This window comes from Streptosporangium sp. NPDC002524 (genome assembly GCF_040295985.1).
Lineage (GTDB): Bacteria > Actinomycetota > Actinomycetes > Streptosporangiales > Streptosporangiaceae > Streptosporangium.
The window spans coordinates 237,575-260,532 of sequence record NZ_JBEOWK010000017.1 but is presented as its reverse complement, the minus strand read 5'-3'; the positions used below and the strand labels follow the sequence as shown (position 1 = coordinate 260,532).

Here is a 22,958-nt window from a genome sequence, read left to right as displayed (position 1 = left end):
GGGGGGGGGGGGGGGGGGGGGGGGGGGGGGGGGGGGGGGGGGGGGGGGGGGGGGGCGGGGGGGGGGGGGGGGGGCGGGGGGGGGGGGGGCGGGCGGCCCCCCCCGCCCCGGTTCCGGTGGGTCGCCGGGCGGGGCGTTCTCCGCGGGCCGCGGGTGTTCTCAGCGGGCGCGAGGCGGGCCGGTTCGTTCCGGTGGCCGACGCGGGGCTCGCGGGCCCCGCGCCGGCGGCCGCGGGCCCGCGCCGGTGGTCCGGGAAAGCCGGAGTCCGGGAAGGTCCGGAAGAATCCGGAGAGGTTCAGAGAGGTTCAGAGAGGTTCAGAGAGGTTCAGAAGAGTCCGGAGAGGTTCAGAAGAAGGCCGCGCGCCGGGGAAGGGAGCGGGTGTCGTCCTGCTGCGGCAGCAGCGCGTCGGCGCACTCCGGGCAGGCGAAGAGGGCTGTGCCGTCGGGAAGGCGGCCGATCCTGGTCCGCGGGCGGGGCCACTTCTTGTGGCAGGCCACGCAGGCGTCGCCCTCACGCTGGGTGCGGGTCAGCCCCTCGGGATCGAAGGTCATCGTGACGTGTGCCGTTCTGGGCGGCCCCCAGTTCATGCTAAATACCTCCAGCGTGGTGACCCCTTGTTTTCTCCCGTGGCTCGGCCGCGGGGAGGACGTCGACACGTTTCCTGTGTTGATCGCGCACTTTCTTGTCGGAACCGTTATAACGCGGTCGCGGCCCGTGATCGCTGTGGCGGATGTCAAGCGGGGGTTAAATCACGGCCTACATGCGAACCGCATAACGGCAAAAGGGACACTCGGCATCAAGCCGGGTGCCCCTTTTGGTGCGTTCTAAACGATCAGGCCTCGTTCAGGGCCTTCTCCAGGATCGCGAGCCCCTCCTCCAGGAGGTGGTCGGGGATGACCAGCGGCGGCAGGAAGCGCAGCACGTTGCCGTAGGTGCCCGCGGTCAGCACGACCAGGCCCTCGGCGTGGCACCTCCTGGCGATCTCGCCCGCCGCCGTGGGGTGCGGCTCCTTGGTGCCGGGGACGACCAGCTCGATGGCGATCATGGCGCCCCGGCCGCGCACGTCGCCGATCACCGGGTTCCGCTCCGCCATGGCGCGTAGCCGGGGGAGCATGGTCTCGCCGATCCGGCGGGCCTTCCCGGTCAGGTCGTCGGCCTCGATGCTCTCCAGCACGCCCAGCGCCGCCTCGCAGGCGAGCGGGTTGCCGCCGTAGGTGCCGCCCAGGCCGCCCACGTGGACCTTGTCGAGGATCTCGGCGCGGCCGGTGACGGCGGCCAGCGGCAGGCCGCCCGCGATGCCCTTGGCGGTGACGATGATGTCGGGCACGATGCCCTCGTCCTCGCAGGCGAACAGGTGGCCGGTGCGGGAGAAGCCGGTCTGGACCTCGTCGGCGACGAAGACGATGCCGTTGGCGCGGCAGAACTCCAGGATCCTCGGCATGAAGCCCCTGGCGGGCTCGATGAAGCCGCCCTCGCCCGCGATCGGCTCGATCACCACGGCGGCGACGTTCTCGGCGCCGATCTCCTTGGTGATCTGGTCGATCGCCTGGGCCGCGGCCTCCTCGGCGCAGTTCTCCGGGCCGGTGGGCCAGCGGAACGGGTAGGCCAGCGGCACCCGGTAGACCTCGGGGGCGAACGGGCCGAAGCGGTGCTTGTACGGCATGTTCTTCGCCGTCAGCGTCATCGTCAGCAGGGTCCGGCCGTGGTAGCCGTGCTCGAAGACGACGACCGCCTGGCGGCCGGTGGCGTGGCGGGCGACCTTGACCGCGTTCTCCACGGCCTCGGCGCCGCTGTTGAGCAGGAAGGTGCGCTTCTCGTGGTCGCCGGGGGTGATCTCGTTGAGCCTCTCGGCGACCCGCACGTACGACTCGTACGGCGTGACCATGAAGCAGGTGTGGGTGAAGTCCGCCACCTGCCTGCGCACCCGCTCGACGACGCGCGGAGCGGAGTTCCCGGCGCCGGTCACCGCGATGCCGGACCCGAAGTCGATCAGCGAGTTGCCGTCGGCGTCGACCACGACCCCGCCCCCGGCGTGCGTCACGAAGACGGGCAGCGTGGTGCCGATGCCCGGGGGCACGGCGGCCTGCTTGCGCGCGAGCAGCTCGCGGGACCTGGGGCCGGGGATCTCGGTGACGAGGCGGCGCTCCTGCGGAAGCGAGGGGCCGCCCTCGGTGAGGGTGCTCATGATGTGAAGCTATGTCGCGAATGCCGGTGTGCCGATGATGCACTATGGCAAAATTGCCAGCAGCGGAATAGACATAACGTACAAAAGGGGGTGGTGGTGGCGCCGACGCTGAGCACCGTGGTGCGGCGGCTGCCGCTCGGGCTCGTCGTGCTCGCCGGGCGGGAGGCACTCGACCGGCCGCTGCGCTGGGTCGCGGTCAGCGAGCTGGAGGACCCCACCCCGTTCCTCGAAGGCGGCGAGCTGGTCCTCACCACGGGCATGCGCCTGGACGACGGCAACGCCGGCGCCTACGTCGAGCGCCTGGTCGCCCGGGGGGTCGCCGGGCTCGGGTTCGGCGTCGGGCTCGGGCACGAGACGATCCCCGAGGCGCTGGTCGAGGCCGCCGCGCGGGCCGGGCTGCCGCTGGTCGAGGTGCCGCGCGACACCCCGTTCGTCGCCATCGGCAAGACGGTGAGCGACCTGATCGCCGCCGAGCACTACGACGAGCTCAGCAGGGCCTTCGCCGCCCAGGGCCGCCTCACCCGCGCCGCGCTGCGCCCGGAGGGCCCCCGCGCGGTGATCGACCGCCTCGCCCGCGAGCTGGGCGGCTGGGCGATCCTGCTCGACGAGGCGGGGGCCGTACGGCACCTGGCGGGCGGTGGCGCGGCGGAGGCCGCCGGAGACCTCGGCCCCGAGCTGGAGCGGCTGAGAAGGATCACCAGCCGGGGCGCCCCCGCGAGCGTGGCCCTCTCCTCGCCCGAGGAACACGTGATCGTACGGCCGCTCGGAGCCCGCCGGACCAGGGGATTCCTCGCCGTCGGCATCGGCCGGTCCTTCACCCCGGTCGCGCACACCGTGGTCAACGCCGCCGCGTCGCTGCTCACCCTCGCCGTCGAGCACGGCGGGGAACACCTGGCCGCCGAGCGCAGGGTCCGCTCCGCGGTGCTGCGGCTGCTGCTGGCCGGGCAGGTGGACGCCGGGCGCGAGACGCTGGAGCGGCTGGGGGAGCGGCTCGACGGCGGGCCGCTCGTGGCGGTCGCCTGCGCCGGGGAGCAGGAGGCGCTGCTGGAGGCCGCCGGGAGCGAGTTCGCCGCGGCCGACGGCGACAGGGTCGTCCTGCTGGTCCCGGCCTCGCGGGCCGGTGCCGTGGCCGCGAGGCTCGGCGAGCACGGCCTCGTCGGCGTCGGTGATCCGGTGGGTCTCGGCGACCTGCGCGCGGGGCTCGACCAGGCCGGCCGGGCGCTCGCCGCGGCCGGGCACGGCACCGCGCGGGTGGTGCGCTTCGCCGACCTGGCGGGCCAGGGGCTGCTCTCCCTGCTCGACCCCGGGGTGGCGGAGGCGTTCTCCTCGGCGCTGCTCGCCCCGCTCAGGGAGTACGGCTCGCGCGCGGACCTGCTCGGCTCCCTGCGCGCCTACCTGGACTGCAACGGCCACTGGGACGCGGCGGCGCAGCGGCTCGGGGTGCACCGGCACACCCTGCGCTACCGCATGCGCCGGGTCGCGGAGCTGGTCGGCCGTGATCTCGAGGATCCCGCGGTCCGCGCGGAGCTCTGGGTCGCCCTCGCCGTCGCCGGGTGACCAGGGGCCCGGGGGTCTGGGGGCCCGGGGGTCCGGGGCCCGGTGGTGGCCGCCTCGCGCGGGGAGCGTCGTCAGGGGCGGTGGCGGCCGTCTCGCGTGGAGGGCGTGGTCAGGGTCGGTGGTAGCCGTCTCGCGCGGAGGGCGTCGTCAAGATCGGTGGCGGTCGCCTGGTGCGGAGGGCGTGGTCAGGGTCGGTGGCGGTCGACGACCAGGTAGCGGGAGATGACGGCGTAGGTGACCGTTTCGTAGGTGTTGCTGTCGCGCAGGTGCCCGGCACGTTCCAGGCTGATCGCGCCCTGGGCGGCGGCCCACACGGCGTCGGCGATCTTCCTGGGCTGGGTGGGGACGATGTACCCGGCCGAGATGCAGTCGGCGATCACCCGGTCGATGATGTTCAGCGCCGCGCGGGCGAGGGTCCTGGCCCGCTCGCTGGGCACGAAGCCGGGGATCGCGCGCTCGAACATCAGGGCGTAGTAGCCGGGCTCGTCCAGCGCGGCCTCCCGGTAGACGGGGCCCAGCGCGATGAGGTGTTCCAGCGCGTCCTTGCGCGAGGGGACGGCCTCCAGGCGGCGCCGGAAGCGCTCGAAGCCCTCCAGGTACAGCGCCTCGGCCAGGCCCTCCTTGCTGCCGAACATGGTGTAGATGACGGTCGTCGAGCAGCCCGCCTCGGTCGCGATGCGGCGCATCGACAGGCTCTCCGGCCCGATGGTGACCAGCAGCTGGCTGGCGACGTCGAGCAGCCTGGTGCGGAGCTGGTCCTGGGACGCCCGCTCGCCGACCAGATAGGCACCCTGAAGGCCGCGCGGCGCCGAGGAGGTCATGCGCCCACGCCCTTCCGCTCTCATCGTCCATCCGGTGACTTAGCCACGCCCAGGATCATTCAAACCGGCACCTTATAAGGAATATCCCCGAATACCCCTGTTTCCGTTACAGGGGACGGGCGACGGATTTTATGCGGAACGGCGTGCCGCCCCGGGGCTGTTGTGCGGAGTGGAGTAAGGCCGCCTCCACTCCGGTGACATAGCGTCGAGGCATGGACGTGCGCCCCTTCTGGCTCGCCGGACGCCCCGCCACGGGCGAGGCAGAGCTCACCGTGACCAACCCGCATGACGGCCGCGTCGTCGCTGTCTGCTCCGTGCCGACCGACGAGCAGGTCGAGGAGGCCGTCGCCGCGGCGGCGGCCGTGCGGAAACAGGCGGCCGCGCTCCCGATCCACGTGCGGGCAGAGGCCCTCGCGCACGTCTCGCGCCGCCTGGCCGAGCGCGCCGACGAGATCGCCGCCCTGATCACCGCCGAGAACGGCAAGCCGATCTTCTGGGCCCGCGGCGAGGTCGGCCGCGCGGTCTCCACCTTCAGGTTCGCGGCCGAGGAGACCCGCCGCCTCGGCGGCGAGACCGTGCGCCTGGACACCGAGGCCGCCTCCGCGGGCCGCCTCGCCTACGTCTCACGCGTCCCGTACGGCCCGATCCTGGGCATCAGCCCGTTCAACTTCCCGCTCAACCTGGTGGCGCACAAGGTGGCCCCGGCCATCGCGGCCGGGGCGCCGATCGTCCTCAAGCCCGCCCCGGCGACGCCGGTCTCCTCGCTGGTGCTGGGCGAGATCCTGGCCGAGACCGACCTGCCGGAGGGCATGTTCTCCGTGCTCCCGGTGTCCAACGACCGCGCCGGCGCGCTGGTCGAGGACCCGCGCCTGCCGGTCGTCTCCTTCACGGGCTCGGCGCCCGTGGGGTACGCGATCATCGACCGGGTCCCGCGCAAGCACGTGACCCTGGAACTCGGCGGCAACGCCGCCGCGGTCGTGCTCGCCGACGCCGACCTCGACTGGGCCGCCTCGCGGATCGCGCTGTTCTCCAACTACCAGGCCGGCCAGAGCTGCATCGCCGTCCAGCGGGTGATCGTCGAGGCGTCGGTCCACGACGACTTCGTGGCCCGGCTCGTCCCGGCCGTCGAGGCCCTGGTCACCGGCGACCCCGCCGACGAGAAGACGCAGGTCGGCCCGCTCGTGTCGGCCGAGGCCGCCGAGCGGGTGGAGCGGTGGGTCGGCGAGGCCGTCTCGGCGGGCGCCCGCCTGCTCACCGGCGGCACCCGCGACGGCGCCACCTTCGCGCCGACCGTGCTCGCCGACGCGCCGGCCGACGCCAAGGTCTGCCGCGAGGAGGTCTTCGGCCCGGTGATGGTCGTCCAGAAGGTGTCCGGGGTGGACGAGGCGTTCGCCGCGGTCAACGACTCCAGGTACGGGCTGCAGGCCGGGGTGTTCACCCGCAGCCTCGACAACGCCTTCCGGGCCAACCGGGAGCTGGAGGTCGGCGGTGTGATCATCGGTGACGTGCCGTCGTACCGTGCCGACCAGATGCCCTACGGAGGGGTGAAGGACTCGGGGGTCGGCCGCGAGGGCCTCCGCTCGGCCATCGCCGACTTCACCTACGAGAAGGTCATGGTCCTCACCGGCCTGACCCTCTGATTCGCCTGTGGGAGGGTCATGGTTCTCGTCGGCCTGACCCTCTGATTCGCCTGCGGGAGGGGCATGCTTCTCGTCGGTCTGCCCCCCTGATTCGCCTGCTAGAGGGGCACGGTCCTCATCGGCCCCGCCCCTCTGGACCGGTCGCGTCGCCGCGCCGGGGTCACGACGTGGAGGCCGTGGTGTACAGGGTCTTGGCGGAGGCGCCGAAGTAGGGGCCGTACATGGTGTGGCGGTCGTCGCTGTACTTGAAGCTGCTGACCGAGACGATCGTGCCCCGGCCGGTGGCGGCGTTGAAACCGGTCAGCCACGGGCCCCCGCTGGATCCGGCGGTCATGTCGCAGCGCATGCCCTGGTCGCCGGTCTGCCCGTTCGGGTCCTCGCGCAGCGGGCCCGCGCAGTAGACCAGGTGCTCGCCGTCGTAGGGCGTGTCGGCGGGGAAGCCGAAACCGCTGGCGAGGCGTCCCCGGGGGGCGCCGAAGGCGATGTCCTGGCCGCCGACGGCGTCGCCGAGGTGCCTGCCGCCGCTGGTGTTGACCGCCACCATGCCGATGTCGTGGCTGTCGTCGCCCTCGCGCGACCAGGGGCCCGCGACGAACATGCGGCGCGCGGTGTACTGCCCGTACGGGCGGCGGCCCTGGCTGTAGCCCGGGACGAAGGTCCAGTTGTCGGCCCAGGCGCCGGTGCCGTCCTTGACGCAGTGGCCCGCGGTCACCACCAGGTCCTTGTTGGCGCTCCTGACCGAGCTGGCCGAGCACACGAAGTCGCTGCCCTTGATGGTGAGGAACACCCGCCCCGTGGTGCGCCCCACCGCCCCGCCGGAGGTCCAGCGGGCGCCCGCGGTGCGGGACGCGGCGCCGTGCGGGCTCCGGCGGGGGGCCACCCCCTGCCCGGCGGCGGAGAGCCGCCTGAGCATCCCGGTGACCTTGGCGAGCCGGTCGACGGGGAGCGCCGAGGCCATCCGGCGGGGGGTCCAGTAACCGAGCACGCGCTCCCGCTCCGACGCGGTGGGAGCGGTCGCGTGCTCGACGACGTCCGGCAGGCCGGACGCCGAGCCTGTTCTCTGGAGGAAGGGTGTGACGAGGGTCTTCACGGCCCGTTGCCCGAACGCGGTGGCCGTCTGCCAGGTGGTCGTCGCGCCGGTCGTCGGGGCGCTCAGCAACCCGGCGACGAGCGGGGCGGCCGCAAGCAGGGGGAGGCTTGAGGTCATGAGACCCGAGTTTGCACTACGAGGGGTGTTCTTGTGATTACTTCTGGTGAATATCAGGGGGCGCCGGTGGTCTGGGCGGCCTCGTAGACGGCCCGCGCCTCGGTCCCGAAATAGGGGCCGAACATCCAGCCGGTGGCGAAGGCGTACTTGAAGCTGTTCACCGAGTTCAGGGTGCCCAGGCCGGTGCTCTCGTTGAAGTCGAGGAACCAGGGGCCGCCGCTCGACCCGCCGGTCATGTTGCAGTTCAGCCCGATGTCGCGGGACATCAGGAAGTCGTCGAACGCCCGCCCGGCGCAGTAGACCAGCTTGGAGCCGTCGTACGGGGCGGCGGCCGGGTAGCCGAAGGAGTGCATCTGCCGGCGGCGCGCCTGGTTGAAGGAGACGCCCTGCCCGCCGACCACGTCGGTCAGTGACCTGCCGTTCAGGGGTGCCACCACGGCGGAGGCCACGTCGTAGTTGACGTCCTCGCTGTTGTTCCACTGCGGGGTGGTGTAGAGGGTGGTCGCCACCCAGGTGCCGTACGGCCGGTCGCCGTTCTGGTACCCGGGCACGAAGACCCAGTTGCCGTGGAAGGCGCCGCCCATCCGCACGCAGTGCCCCGCGGTGATCACGGTGCTCTTGTTCTCGCTGGTCACCGCGTTCGCCGAGCACGAGGCGTTGCGGCCCTGGTAGGTGAAGAACACGCGTCCCGCGGTCTTGACGATCGCCCCTCCACGGGTCCACGCCGTGCCGGTGGAGGCGCGGACGGCCGCCGAGCCCTTGGCGGCCGTGACGGTGTCGCCGTCGGGCTCGGTCGCGGGGACGGAGACGGGGTCGGCCGCGGCCTGGGCCGCGATCGCGCCCGCGGTGAGCCGGGCGCCGTCCTTCTCGGGGACGAGGGCGGCGAGCGGCTTGGCCGCCTCCATCTTCGCCTCGGTCCAGTAGCGCTGGACCGTCTGCTGCTCCTTCTTGGTGTCGGCCGCCTCCTTCTCGACCGGCTGGGGGACGGCCCGCGCCGGGGTGACGCCGCTTTCGTTCGCCGCCGTACCTCCGCCCGCCGTGGCGTCCGCCGTGGCGCCTGCCGTGGCACCCGAGGTGGCGTCCGCCGTGGCGCCTGCCGTGGCACCCGAGGTGGCGTCCGCCGTGGCGCCTGCCGTGACGCCCGAGGTCGCGTCCGCCGTGGCGCCGTGCGCGATCGTCGTGGAGAGCAGGGTGCTTCCCGCGATGGCGGTGAGAATAGGGACGAGCCGTGCCTTGCGCCGCATATGTACCTCCCGAGGGCCTGTTGCTGTTTCGGGAAGCTAGCGCGCCGTACGTGCGCATTTCTCAGGCTTTACAACTATTGATATGACGAAATTCGGACTTAAATAACGCCTTTTATCCCGTGTTCCACGCCTAACAGATTTTCGCCGTGATCCGGGCCGATCAAGAGCGGCGCGGCCCGGTACGGCCGATTCGACAGCGGGGGCCGAGCCGGGAGAATGGGGCGGTGCAGCCAGACACCGTTCGTTCCGTCGTCCTGCTCGGCTCGACCGGGTCCGTCGGGACCCAGTCCCTCGACGTCATCGCCCGAAACCCCGGCAGGTTCCGGGTGGCCGCGCTGGCCGCCTACGGCGGCCGGATCGACCTGCTGGCCAGGCAGGCCGCCGAGTTCCGGCCCGAGGTGGTCGCCGTCGCCGACCCCGCCGCCGTGCCGGAGCTGCGCGAGGCCCTGGCCTCGTACGGGGTGGACGCGCGGGTGCTCGCCGGGCCCGAGGGGGTCGCGGAGGCCGCCTCCTGGCCCGCCGACATCGTCCTCAACGGCATCACCGGGGCGCTGGGGCTCACCTCCACGCTGGCCGCGCTGGAGGCGGGCCGGGTGCTCGCGCTCGCCAACAAGGAGTCGCTGATCGTCGGCGGGCCGCTGGTGAAGCGCCTGGCCAAGCCCGGCCAGCTGATCCCGGTCGACTCCGAGCACGCCGCGCTCGCCCAGTGCCTGTGGGCGGCCGGGCCCACCGGCCCCGACGCCTCGGCCGTGCGCCGCCTGGTCGTCACCGCGAGCGGCGGCCCCTTCCGCGGCAGGTCGCGCGCGGACCTCGCGGACGTCACCCCCGAGCAGGCCCTCGCCCACCCCACCTGGTCGATGGGGCCGGTCATCACGGTGAATTCCGCCACACTCGTCAACAAGGGCCTGGAGGTGATCGAGGCCCATCTGCTCTTCGACATCGGCTTCGACCGCATCGAGGTCGTCGTCCACCCGCAGTCGGTCATCCACTCGATGGTCGAGTTCGTCGACGGCTCGACCATCGCCCAGGCGAGCCCGCCGGACATGCGCCTGCCCATCGCGCTCGCCCTCGGCTGGCCCGAGCGGGTCGCCGACGCCTCCCCGGCGGTCGACTGGACCACCGCCCACACCTGGACGTTCGAGCCGCTCGACGACGAGGCGTTCCCGTCCGTCGCGCTGGCCCGGCACGTCGGCGCGGCCGGCGGCACGGCCCCGGCCGTCTACAACGCCGCCAACGAGGTCTGCGTCGAGGCCTTCATGGCCGGGCGTCTCCCGTTCCTTGGCATCGTCGACACGGTGGCCGCGGTGGTCTCCGAGCACGCCGTGACCGAGGCCGGTTCGGTGGCCGAGGTGCTCGACGCCGACGCGTGGGCGCGGATACGGGCACGCGAGCTCACCGGGACTGCCTAGACTGATGAGTGTCGTCGACTCTTCAAGGGCTGAAAATGACTTCTGTTGCTCTCGGAATCCCGTCCGTAAGGACCAGGCCGATCGCCGAGCGACGCATATCCCGTCAGATCATGGTCGGTTCCGTCCCCGTGGGCGGGGACGCGCCGGTCTCCGTCCAGTCGATGACCACCACGGTCACCGCCGACGTCAACGCGACGCTCCAGCAGATCGCCGAGCTGACCGCCTCGGGCTGCCAGATCGTCCGGGTCGCCGTCCCCTCCCAGGACGACGCCGACGCGCTGCCGATCATCGCCAGGAAGTCGCAGATCCCGGTGATCGCCGACATCCACTTCCAGCCGAAGTACGTCTTCGCCGCGATCGAGGCGGGCTGCGCGGCGGTCCGGGTCAATCCCGGCAACATCAAGAAGTTCGACGACAAGGTTGGTGAGATCGCGCGCGCCGCCGGCGAGCGCGGCGTGCCGATCCGGATCGGCGTCAACGCGGGCTCGCTCGACCCCCGCCTGCTCCAGAAGTACGGCAAGGCCACCCCCGAGGCGCTGGTGGAGTCGGCGCTCTGGGAGTGCTCCCTGTTCGAGGAGCACGGCTTCCGCGACATCAAGATCTCCGTCAAGCACAACGACCCGGTCGTGATGGTGCAGGCCTACCGCCTGCTCGCCGCCCGGTGCGACTACCCGCTGCACCTCGGCGTCACCGAGGCGGGCCCGGCCTTCCAGGGCACGATCAAGTCCGCGGTCGCGTTCGGCGCCCTGCTCGCCGAGGGCATCGGCGACACCATCCGCGTGTCGCTGTCCGCCCCTCCGGTCGAGGAGGTCAAGGTCGGCAACCAGATCCTGGAGTCGCTCAACCTGCGCGAGCGCGGCCTGGAGATCGTCTCCTGCCCCTCCTGCGGGCGCGCCCAGGTCGACGTCTACACCCTGGCCGAGCAGGTCCAGGCCGGGCTCGAAGGACTGAAGGTCCCGCTGCGCGTCGCGGTGATGGGGTGCGTCGTCAACGGCCCCGGCGAGGCCCGCGAGGCCGACCTCGGCGTCGCGAGCGGCAACGGCAAGGGCCAGATCTTCGTCAAGGGCGAGGTCATCAAGACCGTCCCCGAGTCGCAGATCGTGGAGACCCTGATCGAGGAGGCCCTGCGCCTCGCCGAGGAGATGGGCGTGGAGGTCGACCTCGACGACGACGCCCCGGGCCCCCAGGTCGTCGTCGGCGGCTGACCCGCCGCGCGGCCGACCCGGCCGCCTCGCCCGCCGCACCGACCCGCCCGCTCCCGGGATCCCGCCGGGGTGCGGGCGGTCCCGCGTGGCGGCCTCTCCGCCGCCGCACGGGATCGCACCGGGGCGGACGGGGTCTCCCATGGTCTCCCCGTGCGGGGAACGGCCGGTCTTCCGCGGTCTCCTCACAGGGGATCGGCCGGTCTTTCCACGGCCTCCTCACACCGGACCCCGATCGAGGTGGGCCGGGCTTTCCGTGACGTTCCCGCGCCGGATCCCCGCCCGACCTCGCGTCATTACACTTAGCAATCATCTGACTACACTTTGCCAGGCATCCGGCTGTGTTCCGGATGATCGCGCCGCCCCCGGGAGACCATCGCCTCTGCCGTACGAGTAGGGGGACCACAGTGAAGAAGAGGGTCGTCGGGATCGCCGCGAGCATCGCGATGCTGGCCGCGGCGGTGGGGGTGCCGCAGGGGGCGGTGGCCCAGGAGAGACAGGGGCTGGTCTGGGGGCCCTGCGAGGGGGCGGCTTCGGTGGCCGGGGCGGTCTCCGCCCCCGCCGGGCGGGTGGACAACCCGATGGAGTGCGCCACCGTGCGGGTGCCACTCGACTACGCCAACCCGCAGCAGACCATCGGCATCGCCCTGAACCGGATCAGGGGGAAGGCCACCCAGGACCGTCTCGGCGCGCTGCTGGTCAACCCCGGTGGCCCCGGGGCGTCGGGCCGCGACCTGGTCAGGGGTGTCGCGGCGGGGCTTCCCGAGGGACTGGCCGACCGGTTCGACGTGATCGGCTTCGACCCGCGCGGGGTGGGGGCGAGCGAGCCCGCGCTGAGGTGCGTCGACCCCAAGAAGTACTACGAGGCGCCCCGCCCCGACCAGGTTCCCTCCACCAGGCGCGACGAGGGCGTGCTGATCGCCCGCGCCCGCAAGTACGCCCAGGCGTGCGGCGAGCGGTGGAGCTGGATGCTGCCGCACATGACGACCGAGAACTCCGCCAGGGACATGGACGTGATCAGGGAGGCGCTCGGCGAGTCGAAGATCAGCTTCCTGGGTTACTCGTACGGGACCTACCTCGGCGCCGTCTACGCGACACTCTTCCCCGACCGGCTCAAGCGGCTCGTCCTGGACAGCGTGGTCGATCCGCGCGGCATCTGGTACCGCTCGAACCTCGACCAGAGCATCGCCTTCCAGGACAGGCACGAGGACTTCCTGAAGTGGATCGCCCGCCACAACCCGGTCTACCGGCTGGGGGCGACCGAGAGGGCGGTCTCCTTCGCGTGGGACGCCATGCGTGACCGGCTGGCCGACCGCCCGGCCGGGGGAGTGGTCGGCCCGAGCGAGCTCGACGACGTCTACACCCTGGGCGGTTACTCCGACGCCGTCTGGCCGCAACTGGCCAAGGCCTTCTCCGCCTACGTCAAGAAGGGGGAGGCGACCCCCCTCGTCAACACCTACCGCAAGCACGCGGTGAACGACGCCAAGGACGAGAACAGCTACGCGGTCTACCTCGCGGTGCAGTGCAGCGACGCCGCCTGGCCGCGCGACTGGACGCGCTGGCGGACCGACATGACCAAGGCGAACGCCAAGGCGCCCTTCCTCGCCTGGCCCAACGCCTGGTACAACGCGCCGTGCGCGTTCTGGCCCCAGCAGGCGGGCACCCCCGTGCAGATCCGTGACAGCGCCAAGCTGCCGCCGGTCCTGCTGATCCAGGGCGAGCGCGACGCCGCCACCCCGTACGCCGGAGCGGTGCGGATGCGCGCCCTGTTCCACCGTTCCCGGCTGCTCGCCGTGCCGGGCGGCAACCACGGGGTCGCGCTCAACGGGAACGCCTGCGTCGACCGGCGCCTCGCCGCCTACCTCAGGGAGGGCACCCTTCCCGGCGCCCGCCAGGCCCCCTCCGGCGCCCCGGACGCCCGGTGCCCGGGAATCCCCGCGCCCGTGCCGGTGATCGCCCCCGCGACCGTCCGTGTGCCCGCCGGGCACACGGCGGGACGAGGTGACCGAAGCAGGTAGATGAGAGGCTCTGTGTTGGTTCCTGCCAAATTCGAGGGGGTCGCGTAGGCTGAGCACGTGATGCTGCGCACAACGGCGTCGCGCGTGCTCGACGACAACGATCGAGACGAGGTCCTGGCGCTCCTCGACACCGACCCCGTCGGCAATGTCTTCGTCGCCTCCAGGGTCCGTTCGGTCGGGCTCAATCCGGCCAGGCTCGGTGGCCAGATGTGGGGGTTCGGGCCGCGCGGCGGCCTGACCTCCATCTGTTACGCCGGGGCGAACCTGGTCCCGGTCAACGCCGGTACGGACGCCGTCTACGCCTTCGCCGACCGCGCGCGCAAGCAGGGCCGCCGCTGTTCCTCGATCGTCGGCCCGGCGGACGCGGTGGAGGTGCTCTGGGAGCGGCTGGAGCCGTACTGGGGGGCCGCCCGCGCGATCCGCTGGGCGCAGCCGGTCATGGTGATCGCCGAGCCGTCGCCCGTCCCCGCCGACCCGCTGGTGCGGCGCGTCCGGCCCGACGAGTTCGACATCCTGCTCCCGGCCTGCGTGGCGATGTTCACCGAGGAGGTGGGCGTCTCCCCGGAGGCCGGGGACGGCGGCGCCCTCTACCGGTCCAGGGTCGCCGAGCTGATCAGGATCGGCAGGTCGTACGCCCGCATCGAGGGCGGCAAGGTCGTCTTCAAGGCCGAGATCGGCGCGGTGACGCCGCACGCCTGCCAGATCCAGGGCGTCTGGGTCCACCCCGACCTGCGCGGCCGCGGCCACGCGGTGTCCGGGATGGCCGCGGTGGTCAAGCACGCGCTCGACTACTTCGCGCCGGTGGTGTCGCTGTACGTCAACGACTACAACGCCCCCGCCAGGGCCGCCTACCGCAGGGCCGGTTTCGTCGAGGTCGGCACGTTCATGTCCGTGCTCTTCTAGAGCGCCTGGTCAGGGGCTGCGGACCAGCCGGGTCACGAGGTGCTCCAGCTCCGTCTCCGGGTCCGCGGTGAGTCCGGCGTGGACCGGGCCGGTCTGCACGATCGTGCTGCGCGGCGCGGTCAGCCAGCGGAAGCGGCTGCCCAGCGGTTCCTTGGTGAGGGGTCCCGACTCGCTGTCGCAGGAGCGCTGGTAGGCGCCGAGCGCGTGCCGTACGCCGTCGAGGTCAACGGCGGTGTCGAGGGCGCGCAGGCGCGCCTCGTCCAGCTCCACCCGGGCGCACAGGTAGCCGCGGGGCTGGCAGTACAGCAGTACGCCGGCGTTGATCAGCTCGCCGCGCTCCACGCGGGGGATGACCCGGATGACCGCGTACTCGTAGACGTCCTTCACCGGTTGTCCTTCCAGAACGCGCCCACCGAGCCGGTCTTCCTCTCCTGGTCCTGACGGGGCTCCTGGCCCGGCTGACCCGGCCGGCCGGACTGGTCCGACCGGCCCGGCGGCAGCCAGGTGCGCGGCCCCTGGGCGCGTGCCAGCAGGTGCTCGACGTACGCCTGCCGCACGGCCTGCGCCCCGTCGAACCCCGGCTCGTCCTCCAGCCACTCGTCGGGGACCTCGTCCACCACCCCGTCGAGCAGGTCCCTGGTGATCAGCTCGCTGAGCTCGGCGTCGGCCTCGGGCATCCGGGTGGCGAAGGGCGCCATCACGTGGTCGCCCGCGTCGAAGTCGCGCAGCGGGTTGGCCGAGGGCCAGTTGTGGTGGAACCAGAGCGCCGCGCCGTGGTCGATCAGCCAGGTGTCGCCGTGCCACAGGAGCAGGTTCGGGTTGCGCCAGCTCCGGTCGACGTTGTGGATGAGCGCGTCGAACCAGAGCAGGCGGGAGGCGAACCCCGGCTCGGGGGGCCAGGCCAGCGGCTCGAAGCCCAGCGCGCCCGGCAGGAAGTCGACCGCCAGGTTGTTGCCCTCGCTGGCCCTGAGCAGGTCCTGGATCTCCTCGTCGGGCTCGCGGGCGCCGAGCTGCGGATCGACGTCGATCACCTTCAGCTCGGGCGTGCGGAAGCCCAGGCGCCGGGCGAGCCCGGCGGACACGATCTCCGCGACCAGCACCCGGCGACCCTGCCCGGCACCGCGGAACTTCACGACGTGGGTGCCGAGGTCGTCCGCCTCCATCACCCCGGGCAGCGAGCCGCCCTCGCGCAGCGGTGTCACGTAACGGGTGGCTTTGATCGCTTCAAGCACCTCGCCAGGCTACCGGGTCGGTTCGCGAGTGCTGTCCGTTTCTCCTTCTCTCCGTACGGGGTCTCTGCGCAGGGTTTCTGTGCGAGGTCTCGGCGCGGGTTCTCCGGGCGGGTTCTCCGGACGGCTCTCTCCGCGGGAGGTCTTTCGCGGAGAGAACGAGGGCGGCGGGCCGGGAGAAAAGGAGGTTGCGTATTGGTGGGATGTGTTGTGGCTTGCCCTGACCTGAGCATCACATGAGTGTCACGGTGAGGAAGACAAGACCTTCATCCCCGTTGACTGTCGGCGATGCTTCTTCTTGAGTGAGAAGGGTGGCGGCGAGGGGAGGCTCGCGTGCCGTATGCGCAGCCGCTCAAAACGGGGGATCCGGCGGCGCTCGGTGAGTACGAGATCATCGGGCGTCTCGGAGAGGGTGGGCAGGGGGTGGTCTACGTCGGGGTGCGCCCCGACACCGGCTCCGAGCCCTACGCGGTCAAGCTTCTGCACGGTTCGGTGGGGGAGGATCCAGAGGTCTTCCTGCGCGAGGTCGAGCTGGCGAAGCAGGTGGCCCGGTTCTGCACGGCCCAGGTGCTCGACGCCGGGCTGGACGGCGACCGCCCCTACATCGTCAGCGAGTACGTCGACGGCCCGTCGCTCCACCGCGAGGTCGCGGTCAGCGGGCCCCGCGAGGGAGGCAGGCTGGAGCGCCTGGCCATCGGGACGGCCACCGCGCTGGCGGCCATCCACCGGGCCGGGATCGTGCACCGCGACTTCAAGCCGCAGAACGTGCTGCTCGGCCCCGACGGGCCGAGGGTCATCGACTTCGGGCTGGCCAGGGCGCTGGACGCCGCGGCCACCCAGAGCGGGCGCGGCGCGGGCACCCCCGCCTACATGGCGCCCGAGCAGGTGGAGGGCGCCGAGATCAACCCGGCGGCCGACGTCTTCGCCTGGGGCGCCACGATGTGCTTCGCCGCGAACGCCCAGGCGCCCTTCGGGCAGGACTCGATCGCGGCCGTCCTGAACCGGATCCTCACCGCGGCCCCGCAACTGGGCCGTCTCGACGGGCTGCTCGGCGCGCTGGTCGTCGACTGCCTGGACAAGAACCCCCGTAACCGTCCCACCAGCAGGGAGCTGCTGCTCGCGCTGCTCGGCGACGACGGGGGGCGGTCGGTGGCCGGGTCCCGGTCCTCGCCGGTGCCGGGGTTCCCGCCCGCGCCCGGCGGGCTCGACGCCTCGGGTCCCTCGGTCTCCTCCGGTTCCTCCGGCTCCTCGGTCTCATCGGGCTTCTCGGGCTTCTCCGTCTCGTCCGGGCTCTCCGTCTCCTCCGGACGGCCAGGGCGGTCCGGTCAGTCCGGTTGGTCCGGCCGGTTCGGTGCCGCGGGTCTTTCCGGCGGGCTCGGCGGGGCCGGTGGATCGGGCGGTGCCGGGTCCGGTGGGTCGGGTGGTGCGTCATCGGCGGGCGGGAGGTCCGGCGGGCGGGCGTTCCGGACTGGGGGCGAGGACTTCGACGAGCCCCGTACCCACCCCGGGCAGGCGGCCACCAGGGCCTCGGTCGCGGTCTCCGGCGCGCTGCTCATCAGCGCCGCCGTGCTGGTGGGGGTCCTGGTCCCGGCGCTGAGCGGCGTCGCGCCCGGAGGCGCGCCCGCCCCGCCGGTCGTCCCCGCGGTGGAGTCCACCTCCCAGGGCGACACCGTGCCGCACGCGGGCAGGACGAGCGCTCCGATCAGGCCGCTCCCGGTCCCGCCGACGGTCCCGGCCAGGCCCCCGCGCGCGGAGGGCGTCAAGTCCTCCCCCCTGCCGCCCCCCGCCGCCACGGTGGTCGTGCCCGCGCTCGTCGGGCTGGATCGTTCCGAGGCGGCGCGCCTGATCAAACAGGCCGGGCTGGTCGCCGGGACCGTCAAGGCGGTCGACTCCGACCGGCCGCTCGGCGAGGTGATCGCGAGCAGCCCGGCGCCGGGGACCGCGCTGCCGAAGAAGGGCAGGGTCGACCTGCAGGTCTCCGGCGGCACCCGGGTGCCCACGCTGGTCGGCCTCGCCAGGAGGGCCGCCCAGGCGGCGCTCGCCCAGGCCGGGCTGGTCGCCGGTGGGGTCGGCACGCGCTGCTCGGACCAGCCGGCCGGGCGGGTGCTCGCCAGCACCCCCGGCGCGGGCAAGCGCGTCTCCCCGGGGAGCGCGGTGGAGCTCGTCGTCTCCAGGAACGGTGTCCCGGTGCCCCCGGTCACCGGCCAGAGCGCGACCGACGCCTCCAACACCCTCGGCGGGGCGGGGTTCGCCGTACGGACGCGGGCACGGCTGGTCACCGGCGAGAGCCAGGACGGGGTGGTGCTGGCGCAGAGCGTGGCGCCCGGCACCTGTGCCAGGTCCGGCGCGACGATCGTGATCACGGTCGGTGTCGGGGGCCAGAGCGGACCCGGGCCGGGACCCGGGCCCGGTCCGGGGGAGAGCACCGAGCCTCCCGATCCCACGGTCCCGCCGGCACCCGTTCCCGGGGAGGCCGCCCCCTCCGGGTGAGGCGCCGTCCGGGGTGGCGGTCCGGGGAGGCCTGGGAGATCCCGGGAGATCCCGGGGGCCTCGGAGGGAGGCTCCGGGAAGGGCGCTTCGGCCCGGGGCGCCTTGGGAGGGCCCTAAGAAGAGGGCTTTCACCCAGGGGCCTCAGGGGGTCCGGGGAAGGACCTCGGGAGGTTCGGGGAAGGTGTTTCAGAGGGTGGCGAGGGCGGTGGCGAGGAGGGTCCGCCTGACCTCCTCCTGGGGGAGGTCGATCGTCTTGACCACCGCGTACTGGAGGGAGCCCAGCATGGCCCAGGCCCAGACCCGGTGGGCGGGGTCGGGGTCGGGCCCGGCCAGGCGGAGATAGATCTCGTCGCGGAAGACGCGGATGGCCTCGCCGGGGGAGCCGGGGGGCGCGTCGTCGGCGCAGTTGATGTCCTCCATGATCAGCCGGATGATCGCCCGGTGCCTCACCGCGAAGGTCACCAGGGCCTCGACGAGAGCGCGGTCGTCGTCGAAGTCGCTCTGGAGCAGGGCCACGATGTCCTCGATGGCGGGTGCGGCCAGCTCCGTGGCGAGGCGGTCCTTGGGGTGGAAGTGGTAGGCGACGGCCGTCTTCGTCAGGCCCACGGCGGAGGCGATGTCGGCCAGCGAGGTCGCCGCGTAGCCGCGCTCGGCGAACAGCAGGCGGGCGGCGTCGAGGATCCGTCCGCGTGTGTCATGCCCGTGCTCGAGTGTGGTCATCGTCTCACTCCCGCGCTGTCTAGAGCTTTTCCTGATTTGTCCCCCTACTCTCTACCGTAGGTTCTGTACGAGCGTACAGTACGCCTTTTCAGAACGTTTGATACTAAAGCGGGGCGGGGTCACCGATGTCTGGTTTGCTGGGGCGGCTGGGAAGCTGGTGCGCGAGGCACGGGAAGGCCGTACTCGCCCTGTGGGTGGTCGCGGCGGCGCTGCTGACGGCGGGATCGGTGTTCTTCCCCGGCCCGGTCAGCAACGATGTCAGCATTCCCGGCACCGACGCCCAGCGGGCCGTCGACCTGATGAAGGACGGTTTCGGTCCCGGGTACGGGGCGGGGAGCTCGGCCCAGATCGTCCTCTACTCGCCGGACGGCCCCCTCATCACCGACGCCAGGAAGCGCGCGGTGGAGCTCGCCGTGGACCGGATCCGCGACGTGCCGCACGTGAAGGAGGTGAAGTCCCCCTACCAGGTCGGCGGTCTCGCGCCCAGCCTGGAGATCGGCATCATCGCGATCAAGCTGGAGGGGAACGACACCGCCAAGATGGCCGAGACCACCAAGCTCCTCTCCGCGGCGGCCGAACCCGCGCGGGCGGCGGGCATCGAGGCGGTCCCCGCTTCCTCGGGCAGCCCGGCGGACAAGGAGATCAAGACCGGGACCAGCGAGATCATCGGCGTGGCCTGCGCGCTGCTGGTGCTGCTGCTCGCGTTCGGCACCCTGGTCGCCGCGATGATCCCGATCTTCGCCGCGTTGATCAGCATCGCGACCGGGCTCGGCGTGGTGAGCCTGCTCGGCCACATCGTGGACGTGCCCAAGCAGGCGTCGATCATGGCGACGATGATCGGCCTCGGTGTCGGCATCGACTACGCGCTCTTCCTGCTCAGCAGGTACCGCAAGCTGCTCGCCGACGGCCTGCCGGTCCACGAGGCGGTCCGCCGGATGGCCGCCGGCTCCGGCGGCGCGGTGGTGTTCGCCGGGGGCACCGTGATCATCGCGCTCAGCGCGCTCATGCTCGCGGGCTTCCCCCTGCTGCAGACGCTCGGCTGGATCACCGGCATCTCGGTCGTCTGCGCGGTGGTCACCTCGGTCACGCTGGTCCCCGCGCTGCTCGGCCTGCTCGGGCACCGGGTCAACGCGCTGCGCCTGCCGTTCATGGGACGCCGGGGCAGCCACGGCTCCTCGGGCTGGGCCTCGCTGGGCATCTGGGTGGCCCGGCGGCCGTGGAGCGTGCTCGCGCTCAGCGTCGCCGTCCTGGCCGCGCTGGCCGCGCCCGCGCTCGCCCTCCAGCTGGGCACGCTCGACAACGGCTACGCCGACCGGGGCACCGACACGCGGCGCTCCTACGAGCTCCTGCAGGCCGGGTTCGGGCCCGGCATGAACGGCCCGCTCGTCGTGGTGGCGGACCTGGACACCAGGGTCGTCGACCGGGAGCCGGCCCCGGCCGTGCTGAACGCCCTGAAGGACCGCGTCGCGGACGTCGAGGGGGTCGTCCACGTCGGCGACCCGGTCCTCAACAGGGGCGGCACGGCGGCGCTGCTGCAGGCGATCCCCGCCTACGCCCCCGGCGACCCCCGGGCGCTCGACGTGGTCAAGGCGGTGCGCGCGCTCGACGTCGAGGGAGCCGAGGTGCACGTGGGCGGGCAGGTCGCCGGCATGGCCGACGCCGGTGACAGGATCGCCGGGCGCACGCCCCTGGTCGTCGGCGTCGTGGTCCTGCTGAGCGCGCTGCTGCTGCTCCTGGCGTTCCGCTCGCCGGTCGTCGCGATCAAGGCCGCGCTGATGAACCTGGTCTCCCTCGGTGCCGCGTTCGGCGCGCTCTCGCTGGTCTTCTCCCTGGGACTGGGCAGCAGCCTGGTCGGCATGGACACGCCGGTCAGCGCGGACGGCTCCTACCTGAGCACGGTGTTCTTCACGGTGCCGATCGACAGTTACATCCCGCTGATGCTGTTCGCGATCCTGTTCGGCCTGTCGATGGACTACGAGGTCTTCCTGCTCACCGCCGTGCGGCAGGCGTACCTGAAGCACGGCGACAACCGCAGGGCGGTGGCCGAGGGGCTGGGGTCGACCGGCAGGGTCATCACCTCCGCCGCCCTGATCATGGTCGCGGTCTTCGTCGCGTTCGTCGCCTACCCCGACCCCATGGTCAAGATCTTCGGTGTCGGCCTGGCGGTGGCCATCGCGGTGGACGCCACGATCATCCGGGGCCTGCTCGTCCCGGCGACCATGGCCCTGCTCGGCAGGGCCAACTGGTGGTGCCCCGCCTGGCTGGACCGCATCCTGCCCGACCTCTCCGTCGAGGGTCACGAGGAGGACGAGGTGACGGAGGGACCGGAGCAGCCGCGACGGGAACTCGTCGGCGCGGGCCGCGGCTGAGGGGAGCGGCCGGTCCGGGGGCGGTCCTGTCCGGCCCCGGTCCCGTCCCGGGCCGGTCCTGTCCGGGGCTCGCCGGTGTCCCAGTCGCTTCCAAGTCCTCCCCAAGTAGTCTCCGCCAGGCTCTCGCCCGGGAAGCGAGTTTGGGGAGAGTACGAAGATGTGGGCAAGAATCAGCGCCGTCGCCGGCCTGGTGCTGGCGAGCACGCTGGCCCTGCCGGGCACCGCGACGGCGAAGCCGAAGGAGGTCGACGTCCCCGTCGGGACGTGGCTGGCGGCCAGGACGCATCCGGCGGTCCAGCTGACCTCGGTGTCCTACACGGCCGACGTGGCCGTGCCGACGCCGGAGGCGAACCTGGAGGCGATCAGGACCCTGACCCAGCAGGGGGTCAATGCCGTGCAGAGCGGCAAGATCTCCTCCGACGAGAACAGCATCTACCGCTGGGTCGTCCAGCAGATGGCCAAGGACCCGGGCCGTTACTTCTCGCCCGGCGGGCGGGAGCGGGTCGTCGAGGCGACGGCGGGCGGGCTGTGCACCGGCTGGTGGGTCACGCCGGACGGCTACATGGTCACCGCGGCGCACTGCGTCGGACAGGAGGAGACCGAGCTGGCGCAGACGTTCGCGGCCCAGGCCCTCACGAAGATCAACGAGAAGGACGCCGCCGACCTGGTCGCCGACCTCGGCGACATCGCCTCCGACGAGGAGATCCTCAGGACCGCGACGAAGATCTTCCAGGTCTGGAACGCGGACAACATCAAGATCCGCAACGTCAAGAGCTCGCTCGCGCTGCTGCAGAGCCTGCCGGGCGGCGGTGTCGACAAGACCACCAAGACGGTGCCGATCGAGCTGGTCGCCAAGGGCACCGTCTACCCGGGCAAGGACGTCGCGATCCTCAAGGCCAACGGGCAGAGCAACCTGCCGACCGTGCCGCTGGGCGAGGACTCCGACGTGCGCGTCGGCGACACCCTCTACATCAGCGGGTTCCCCGGTACGGTGACGCAGACCTCGATCTTCAATCTGGAGTCCAAGCTCGACCCGGCGTTCACCGAGGGTCCCTACAACGCCGCCCGCCAGACGCCCGAGGGGGTGCCGTACATCCAGACCCAGGCGCCCTCCTACCCGGGCAACTCGGGCGGGCCGGTGTTCAGCAAGGACGGCAGGGTCATCGGCATCCTCGTCGGCGGCCTGATCCAGCAGGACGGCGGCTCCACCGAGGGCGAGAGCTTCGTGCTGCCGGTCAGCATCGTCAAGGAGAAACTGAACGAGAAGAACATCAAGCCGGCCGAGTCGTCGACGACGAAGGCCTACAACGAGGCGCTCGACCTGTTCTTCCAGAACAGGTACTCCGACGCGCTGCCCAAGTTCCGCGAGACGCAGGCGCTGCAGCCGAACCACCCGTACGTCGCCAAGTACGTCAGCGACTCCCAGCAGGCCATCACCGCGGGCAAGGACGAGAGCGGCACGCCGATCCTGCCGTGGCTGCTGTGGGGCGGCGGCGGCCTGATCGCCCTGTTCGTGGTCGGCACGATCGCCTCGGTGGTCAGGGGCAGGCGCCGTTCCAGGGGACCGGCCCCGTTCCCGCCCTCTCCGTACGGCGGGCAGCCCGGCTACCCGGCGCAGGTGCACGGCGCCGTCCAGTACGGCCAGCCGCAGTACGGGCAGCAGGGACAGCCGTACGGCGCGCCGCAGCAGTACCAGCAGCGGGCGCCCTACCCGCTTCCGGCCGCGCCCGAGGACACCCGGGCGGTCCGCCCGCACTCGCCCTACGGCCCGCCACAGGGACAGCCGGGCCCGGGTGGTCCCGGAGGCTCCGGGGGTTCCGGTGGTCCCGGGGGTTCCGGAGGCCCCGGGGCCAACACCCGGATCGCGGGTCTGGAGGCGGAGCTGGAACAGCTGCGCCGGACGATGGGACGCCCGCCCGAGCAGCGCTGAGCGCGCCCGTCCCCGGCGGGGCCGGTCCGGCTT

At 72.4% G+C, this 22,958-nt stretch carries 17 protein-coding genes; 9 read left to right on the top strand and 8 right to left on the bottom strand.

Annotated elements, in window-relative coordinates; genetic code table 11:
- Window positions 1–345 precede the first annotated feature (345 nt).
- Together ABT053_RS28475 and gabT are read right to left on the bottom strand one after the other, a co-directional pair.
- Window positions 346–588, bottom strand: a complete 243-nt coding sequence (locus tag ABT053_RS28475; protein ID WP_350972928.1) for a hypothetical protein — start codon at window positions 586–588, stop codon at window positions 346–348.
- Between the two features lie 245 nt (window positions 589–833).
- Window positions 834–2,186, bottom strand: a complete 1,353-nt coding sequence (gene gabT / locus ABT053_RS28470) for a 4-aminobutyrate--2-oxoglutarate transaminase (protein ID WP_350972927.1) — start codon at window positions 2,184–2,186, stop codon at window positions 834–836.
- Window positions 2,187–2,282: 96 nt separating this feature from the next.
- On the opposite strand from gabT, the gene ABT053_RS28465 reads away from it, so the two are divergent.
- Window positions 2,283–3,743, top strand: a complete 1,461-nt coding sequence (locus ABT053_RS28465) for a PucR family transcriptional regulator (protein WP_350972926.1) — start codon at window positions 2,283–2,285, stop codon at window positions 3,741–3,743.
- Between the two features lie 185 nt (window positions 3,744–3,928).
- Here ABT053_RS28465 and ABT053_RS28460 read toward each other — a convergent pair whose 3' ends face one another.
- Entirely contained in the window at window positions 3,929–4,564 is a 636-nt protein-coding gene (locus ABT053_RS28460; RefSeq protein ID WP_350972925.1) for a TetR/AcrR family transcriptional regulator, read from the bottom strand.
- Between the two features lie 212 nt (window positions 4,565–4,776).
- Between ABT053_RS28460 and ABT053_RS28455 the strand changes: the two genes are divergently transcribed.
- Window positions 4,777–6,204 carry an aldehyde dehydrogenase family protein gene (locus tag ABT053_RS28455; RefSeq protein WP_350972924.1) on the top strand — a complete coding sequence of 476 codons (1,428 nt, stop codon included), beginning with the start codon at window positions 4,777–4,779 and terminating at the stop codon, window positions 6,202–6,204.
- Between the two features lie 160 nt (window positions 6,205–6,364).
- Here ABT053_RS28455 and ABT053_RS28450 read toward each other — a convergent pair whose 3' ends face one another.
- Window positions 6,365–7,411, bottom strand: a complete 1,047-nt coding sequence (locus tag ABT053_RS28450) for a trypsin-like serine peptidase (protein WP_350972922.1) — start codon at window positions 7,409–7,411, stop codon at window positions 6,365–6,367.
- A 53-nt stretch (window positions 7,412–7,464) separates the two neighbouring features.
- Window positions 7,465–8,655, bottom strand: coding sequence for a trypsin-like serine peptidase (locus ABT053_RS28445; RefSeq protein ID WP_350972921.1), 1,191 nt, complete (start codon window positions 8,653–8,655; stop codon window positions 7,465–7,467).
- A 224-nt stretch (window positions 8,656–8,879) separates the two neighbouring features.
- On the opposite strand from ABT053_RS28445, the gene dxr reads away from it, so the two are divergent.
- The 4 genes from dxr to ABT053_RS28425 all read left to right on the top strand — a co-directional run bounded on the left by dxr (window position 8,880) and on the right by ABT053_RS28425 (window position 14,187).
- Complete coding sequence (gene dxr / locus ABT053_RS28440; RefSeq protein WP_350972919.1) at window positions 8,880–10,064, top strand: 1-deoxy-D-xylulose-5-phosphate reductoisomerase; 1,185 nt, start codon at window positions 8,880–8,882, stop codon at window positions 10,062–10,064.
- A gap of 35 nt (window positions 10,065–10,099) precedes the next feature.
- Window positions 10,100–11,269, top strand: coding sequence for a flavodoxin-dependent (E)-4-hydroxy-3-methylbut-2-enyl-diphosphate synthase (gene ispG / locus ABT053_RS28435; RefSeq protein ID WP_350972916.1), 1,170 nt, complete (start codon window positions 10,100–10,102; stop codon window positions 11,267–11,269).
- A gap of 404 nt (window positions 11,270–11,673) precedes the next feature.
- Complete coding sequence (locus tag ABT053_RS28430; protein WP_350972915.1) at window positions 11,674–13,284, top strand: alpha/beta hydrolase; 1,611 nt, start codon at window positions 11,674–11,676, stop codon at window positions 13,282–13,284.
- 60 nt (window positions 13,285–13,344) lie between these two features.
- Window positions 13,345–14,187: a GNAT family N-acetyltransferase gene (locus ABT053_RS28425; RefSeq protein ID WP_350972936.1), complete on the top strand. Its 843-nt coding sequence runs from the start codon at window positions 13,345–13,347 to the stop codon at window positions 14,185–14,187.
- Window positions 14,188–14,196: 9 nt separating this feature from the next.
- On the opposite strand, the gene ABT053_RS28420 is transcribed toward ABT053_RS28425, so the two are convergent.
- Together ABT053_RS28420 and ABT053_RS28415 are read right to left on the bottom strand one after the other, a co-directional pair.
- Window positions 14,197–14,574 (bottom strand): DUF3037 domain-containing protein, encoded by a 378-nt coding sequence (locus ABT053_RS28420; RefSeq protein ID WP_350972912.1) that lies wholly within the window; start codon window positions 14,572–14,574, stop codon window positions 14,197–14,199.
- Entirely contained in the window at window positions 14,571–15,419 is an 849-nt protein-coding gene (locus ABT053_RS28415) for a HipA family kinase (protein ID WP_350972910.1), read from the bottom strand. Before ABT053_RS28415 ends, ABT053_RS28420 begins: the two co-directional genes overlap by 4 nt.
- Window positions 15,420–15,749: 330 nt before the next feature.
- Between ABT053_RS28415 and ABT053_RS28410 the strand changes: the two genes are divergently transcribed.
- On the top strand, window positions 15,750–17,906 hold the full coding sequence (locus tag ABT053_RS28410; protein ID WP_350972908.1) for a protein kinase domain-containing protein: 2,157 nt from the start codon (window positions 15,750–15,752) through the stop codon (window positions 17,904–17,906).
- Window positions 17,907–18,092: 186 nt separating this feature from the next.
- Here ABT053_RS28410 and ABT053_RS28405 read toward each other — a convergent pair whose 3' ends face one another.
- Window positions 18,093–18,626 carry a TetR/AcrR family transcriptional regulator gene (locus ABT053_RS28405; protein WP_350972906.1) on the bottom strand — a complete coding sequence of 178 codons (534 nt, stop codon included), beginning with the start codon at window positions 18,624–18,626 and terminating at the stop codon, window positions 18,093–18,095.
- A gap of 125 nt (window positions 18,627–18,751) precedes the next feature.
- Between ABT053_RS28405 and ABT053_RS28400 the strand changes: the two genes are divergently transcribed.
- Both ABT053_RS28400 and ABT053_RS28395 read left to right on the top strand, forming a co-directional pair.
- Entirely contained in the window at window positions 18,752–20,995 is a 2,244-nt protein-coding gene (locus tag ABT053_RS28400) for an MMPL family transporter (RefSeq protein ID WP_350972905.1), read from the top strand.
- 157 nt (window positions 20,996–21,152) lie between these two features.
- On the top strand, window positions 21,153–22,925 hold the full coding sequence (locus tag ABT053_RS28395) for a trypsin-like peptidase domain-containing protein (protein ID WP_350972903.1): 1,773 nt from the start codon (window positions 21,153–21,155) through the stop codon (window positions 22,923–22,925).
- Window positions 22,926–22,958: the final 33 nt, after the last annotated feature.

Bases quoted from the DNA above. Each gene is read 5' to 3' on its own strand.
- ABT053_RS28445 (WP_350972921.1), bottom strand. From the start codon at position 8,655: ATGCGGCGCAAGGCACGGCTCGTCCCTATTCTCACCGCCATCGCGGGA.
- ABT053_RS28455 (WP_350972924.1), top strand. From the start codon at position 4,777: ATGGACGTGCGCCCCTTCTGGCTCGCCGGACGCCCCGCCACGGGCGAG.
- ABT053_RS28395 (WP_350972903.1), top strand. From the start codon at position 21,153: ATGTGGGCAAGAATCAGCGCCGTCGCCGGCCTGGTGCTGGCGAGCACG.
- ispG (WP_350972916.1), top strand. From the start codon at position 10,100: ATGACTTCTGTTGCTCTCGGAATCCCGTCCGTAAGGACCAGGCCGATC.
- ABT053_RS28460 (WP_350972925.1), bottom strand. From the start codon at position 4,564: ATGACCTCCTCGGCGCCGCGCGGCCTTCAGGGTGCCTATCTGGTCGGC.
- ABT053_RS28405 (WP_350972906.1), bottom strand. From the start codon at position 18,626: ATGACCACACTCGAGCACGGGCATGACACACGCGGACGGATCCTCGAC.
- gabT (WP_350972927.1), bottom strand. From the start codon at position 2,186: ATGAGCACCCTCACCGAGGGCGGCCCCTCGCTTCCGCAGGAGCGCCGC.
- ABT053_RS28425 (WP_350972936.1), top strand. From the start codon at position 13,345: ATGCTGCGCACAACGGCGTCGCGCGTGCTCGACGACAACGATCGAGAC.
- ABT053_RS28450 (WP_350972922.1), bottom strand. From the start codon at position 7,411: ATGACCTCAAGCCTCCCCCTGCTTGCGGCCGCCCCGCTCGTCGCCGGG.
- ABT053_RS28475 (WP_350972928.1), bottom strand. From the start codon at position 588: ATGAACTGGGGGCCGCCCAGAACGGCACACGTCACGATGACCTTCGAT.
- ABT053_RS28400 (WP_350972905.1), top strand. From the start codon at position 18,752: ATGTCTGGTTTGCTGGGGCGGCTGGGAAGCTGGTGCGCGAGGCACGGG.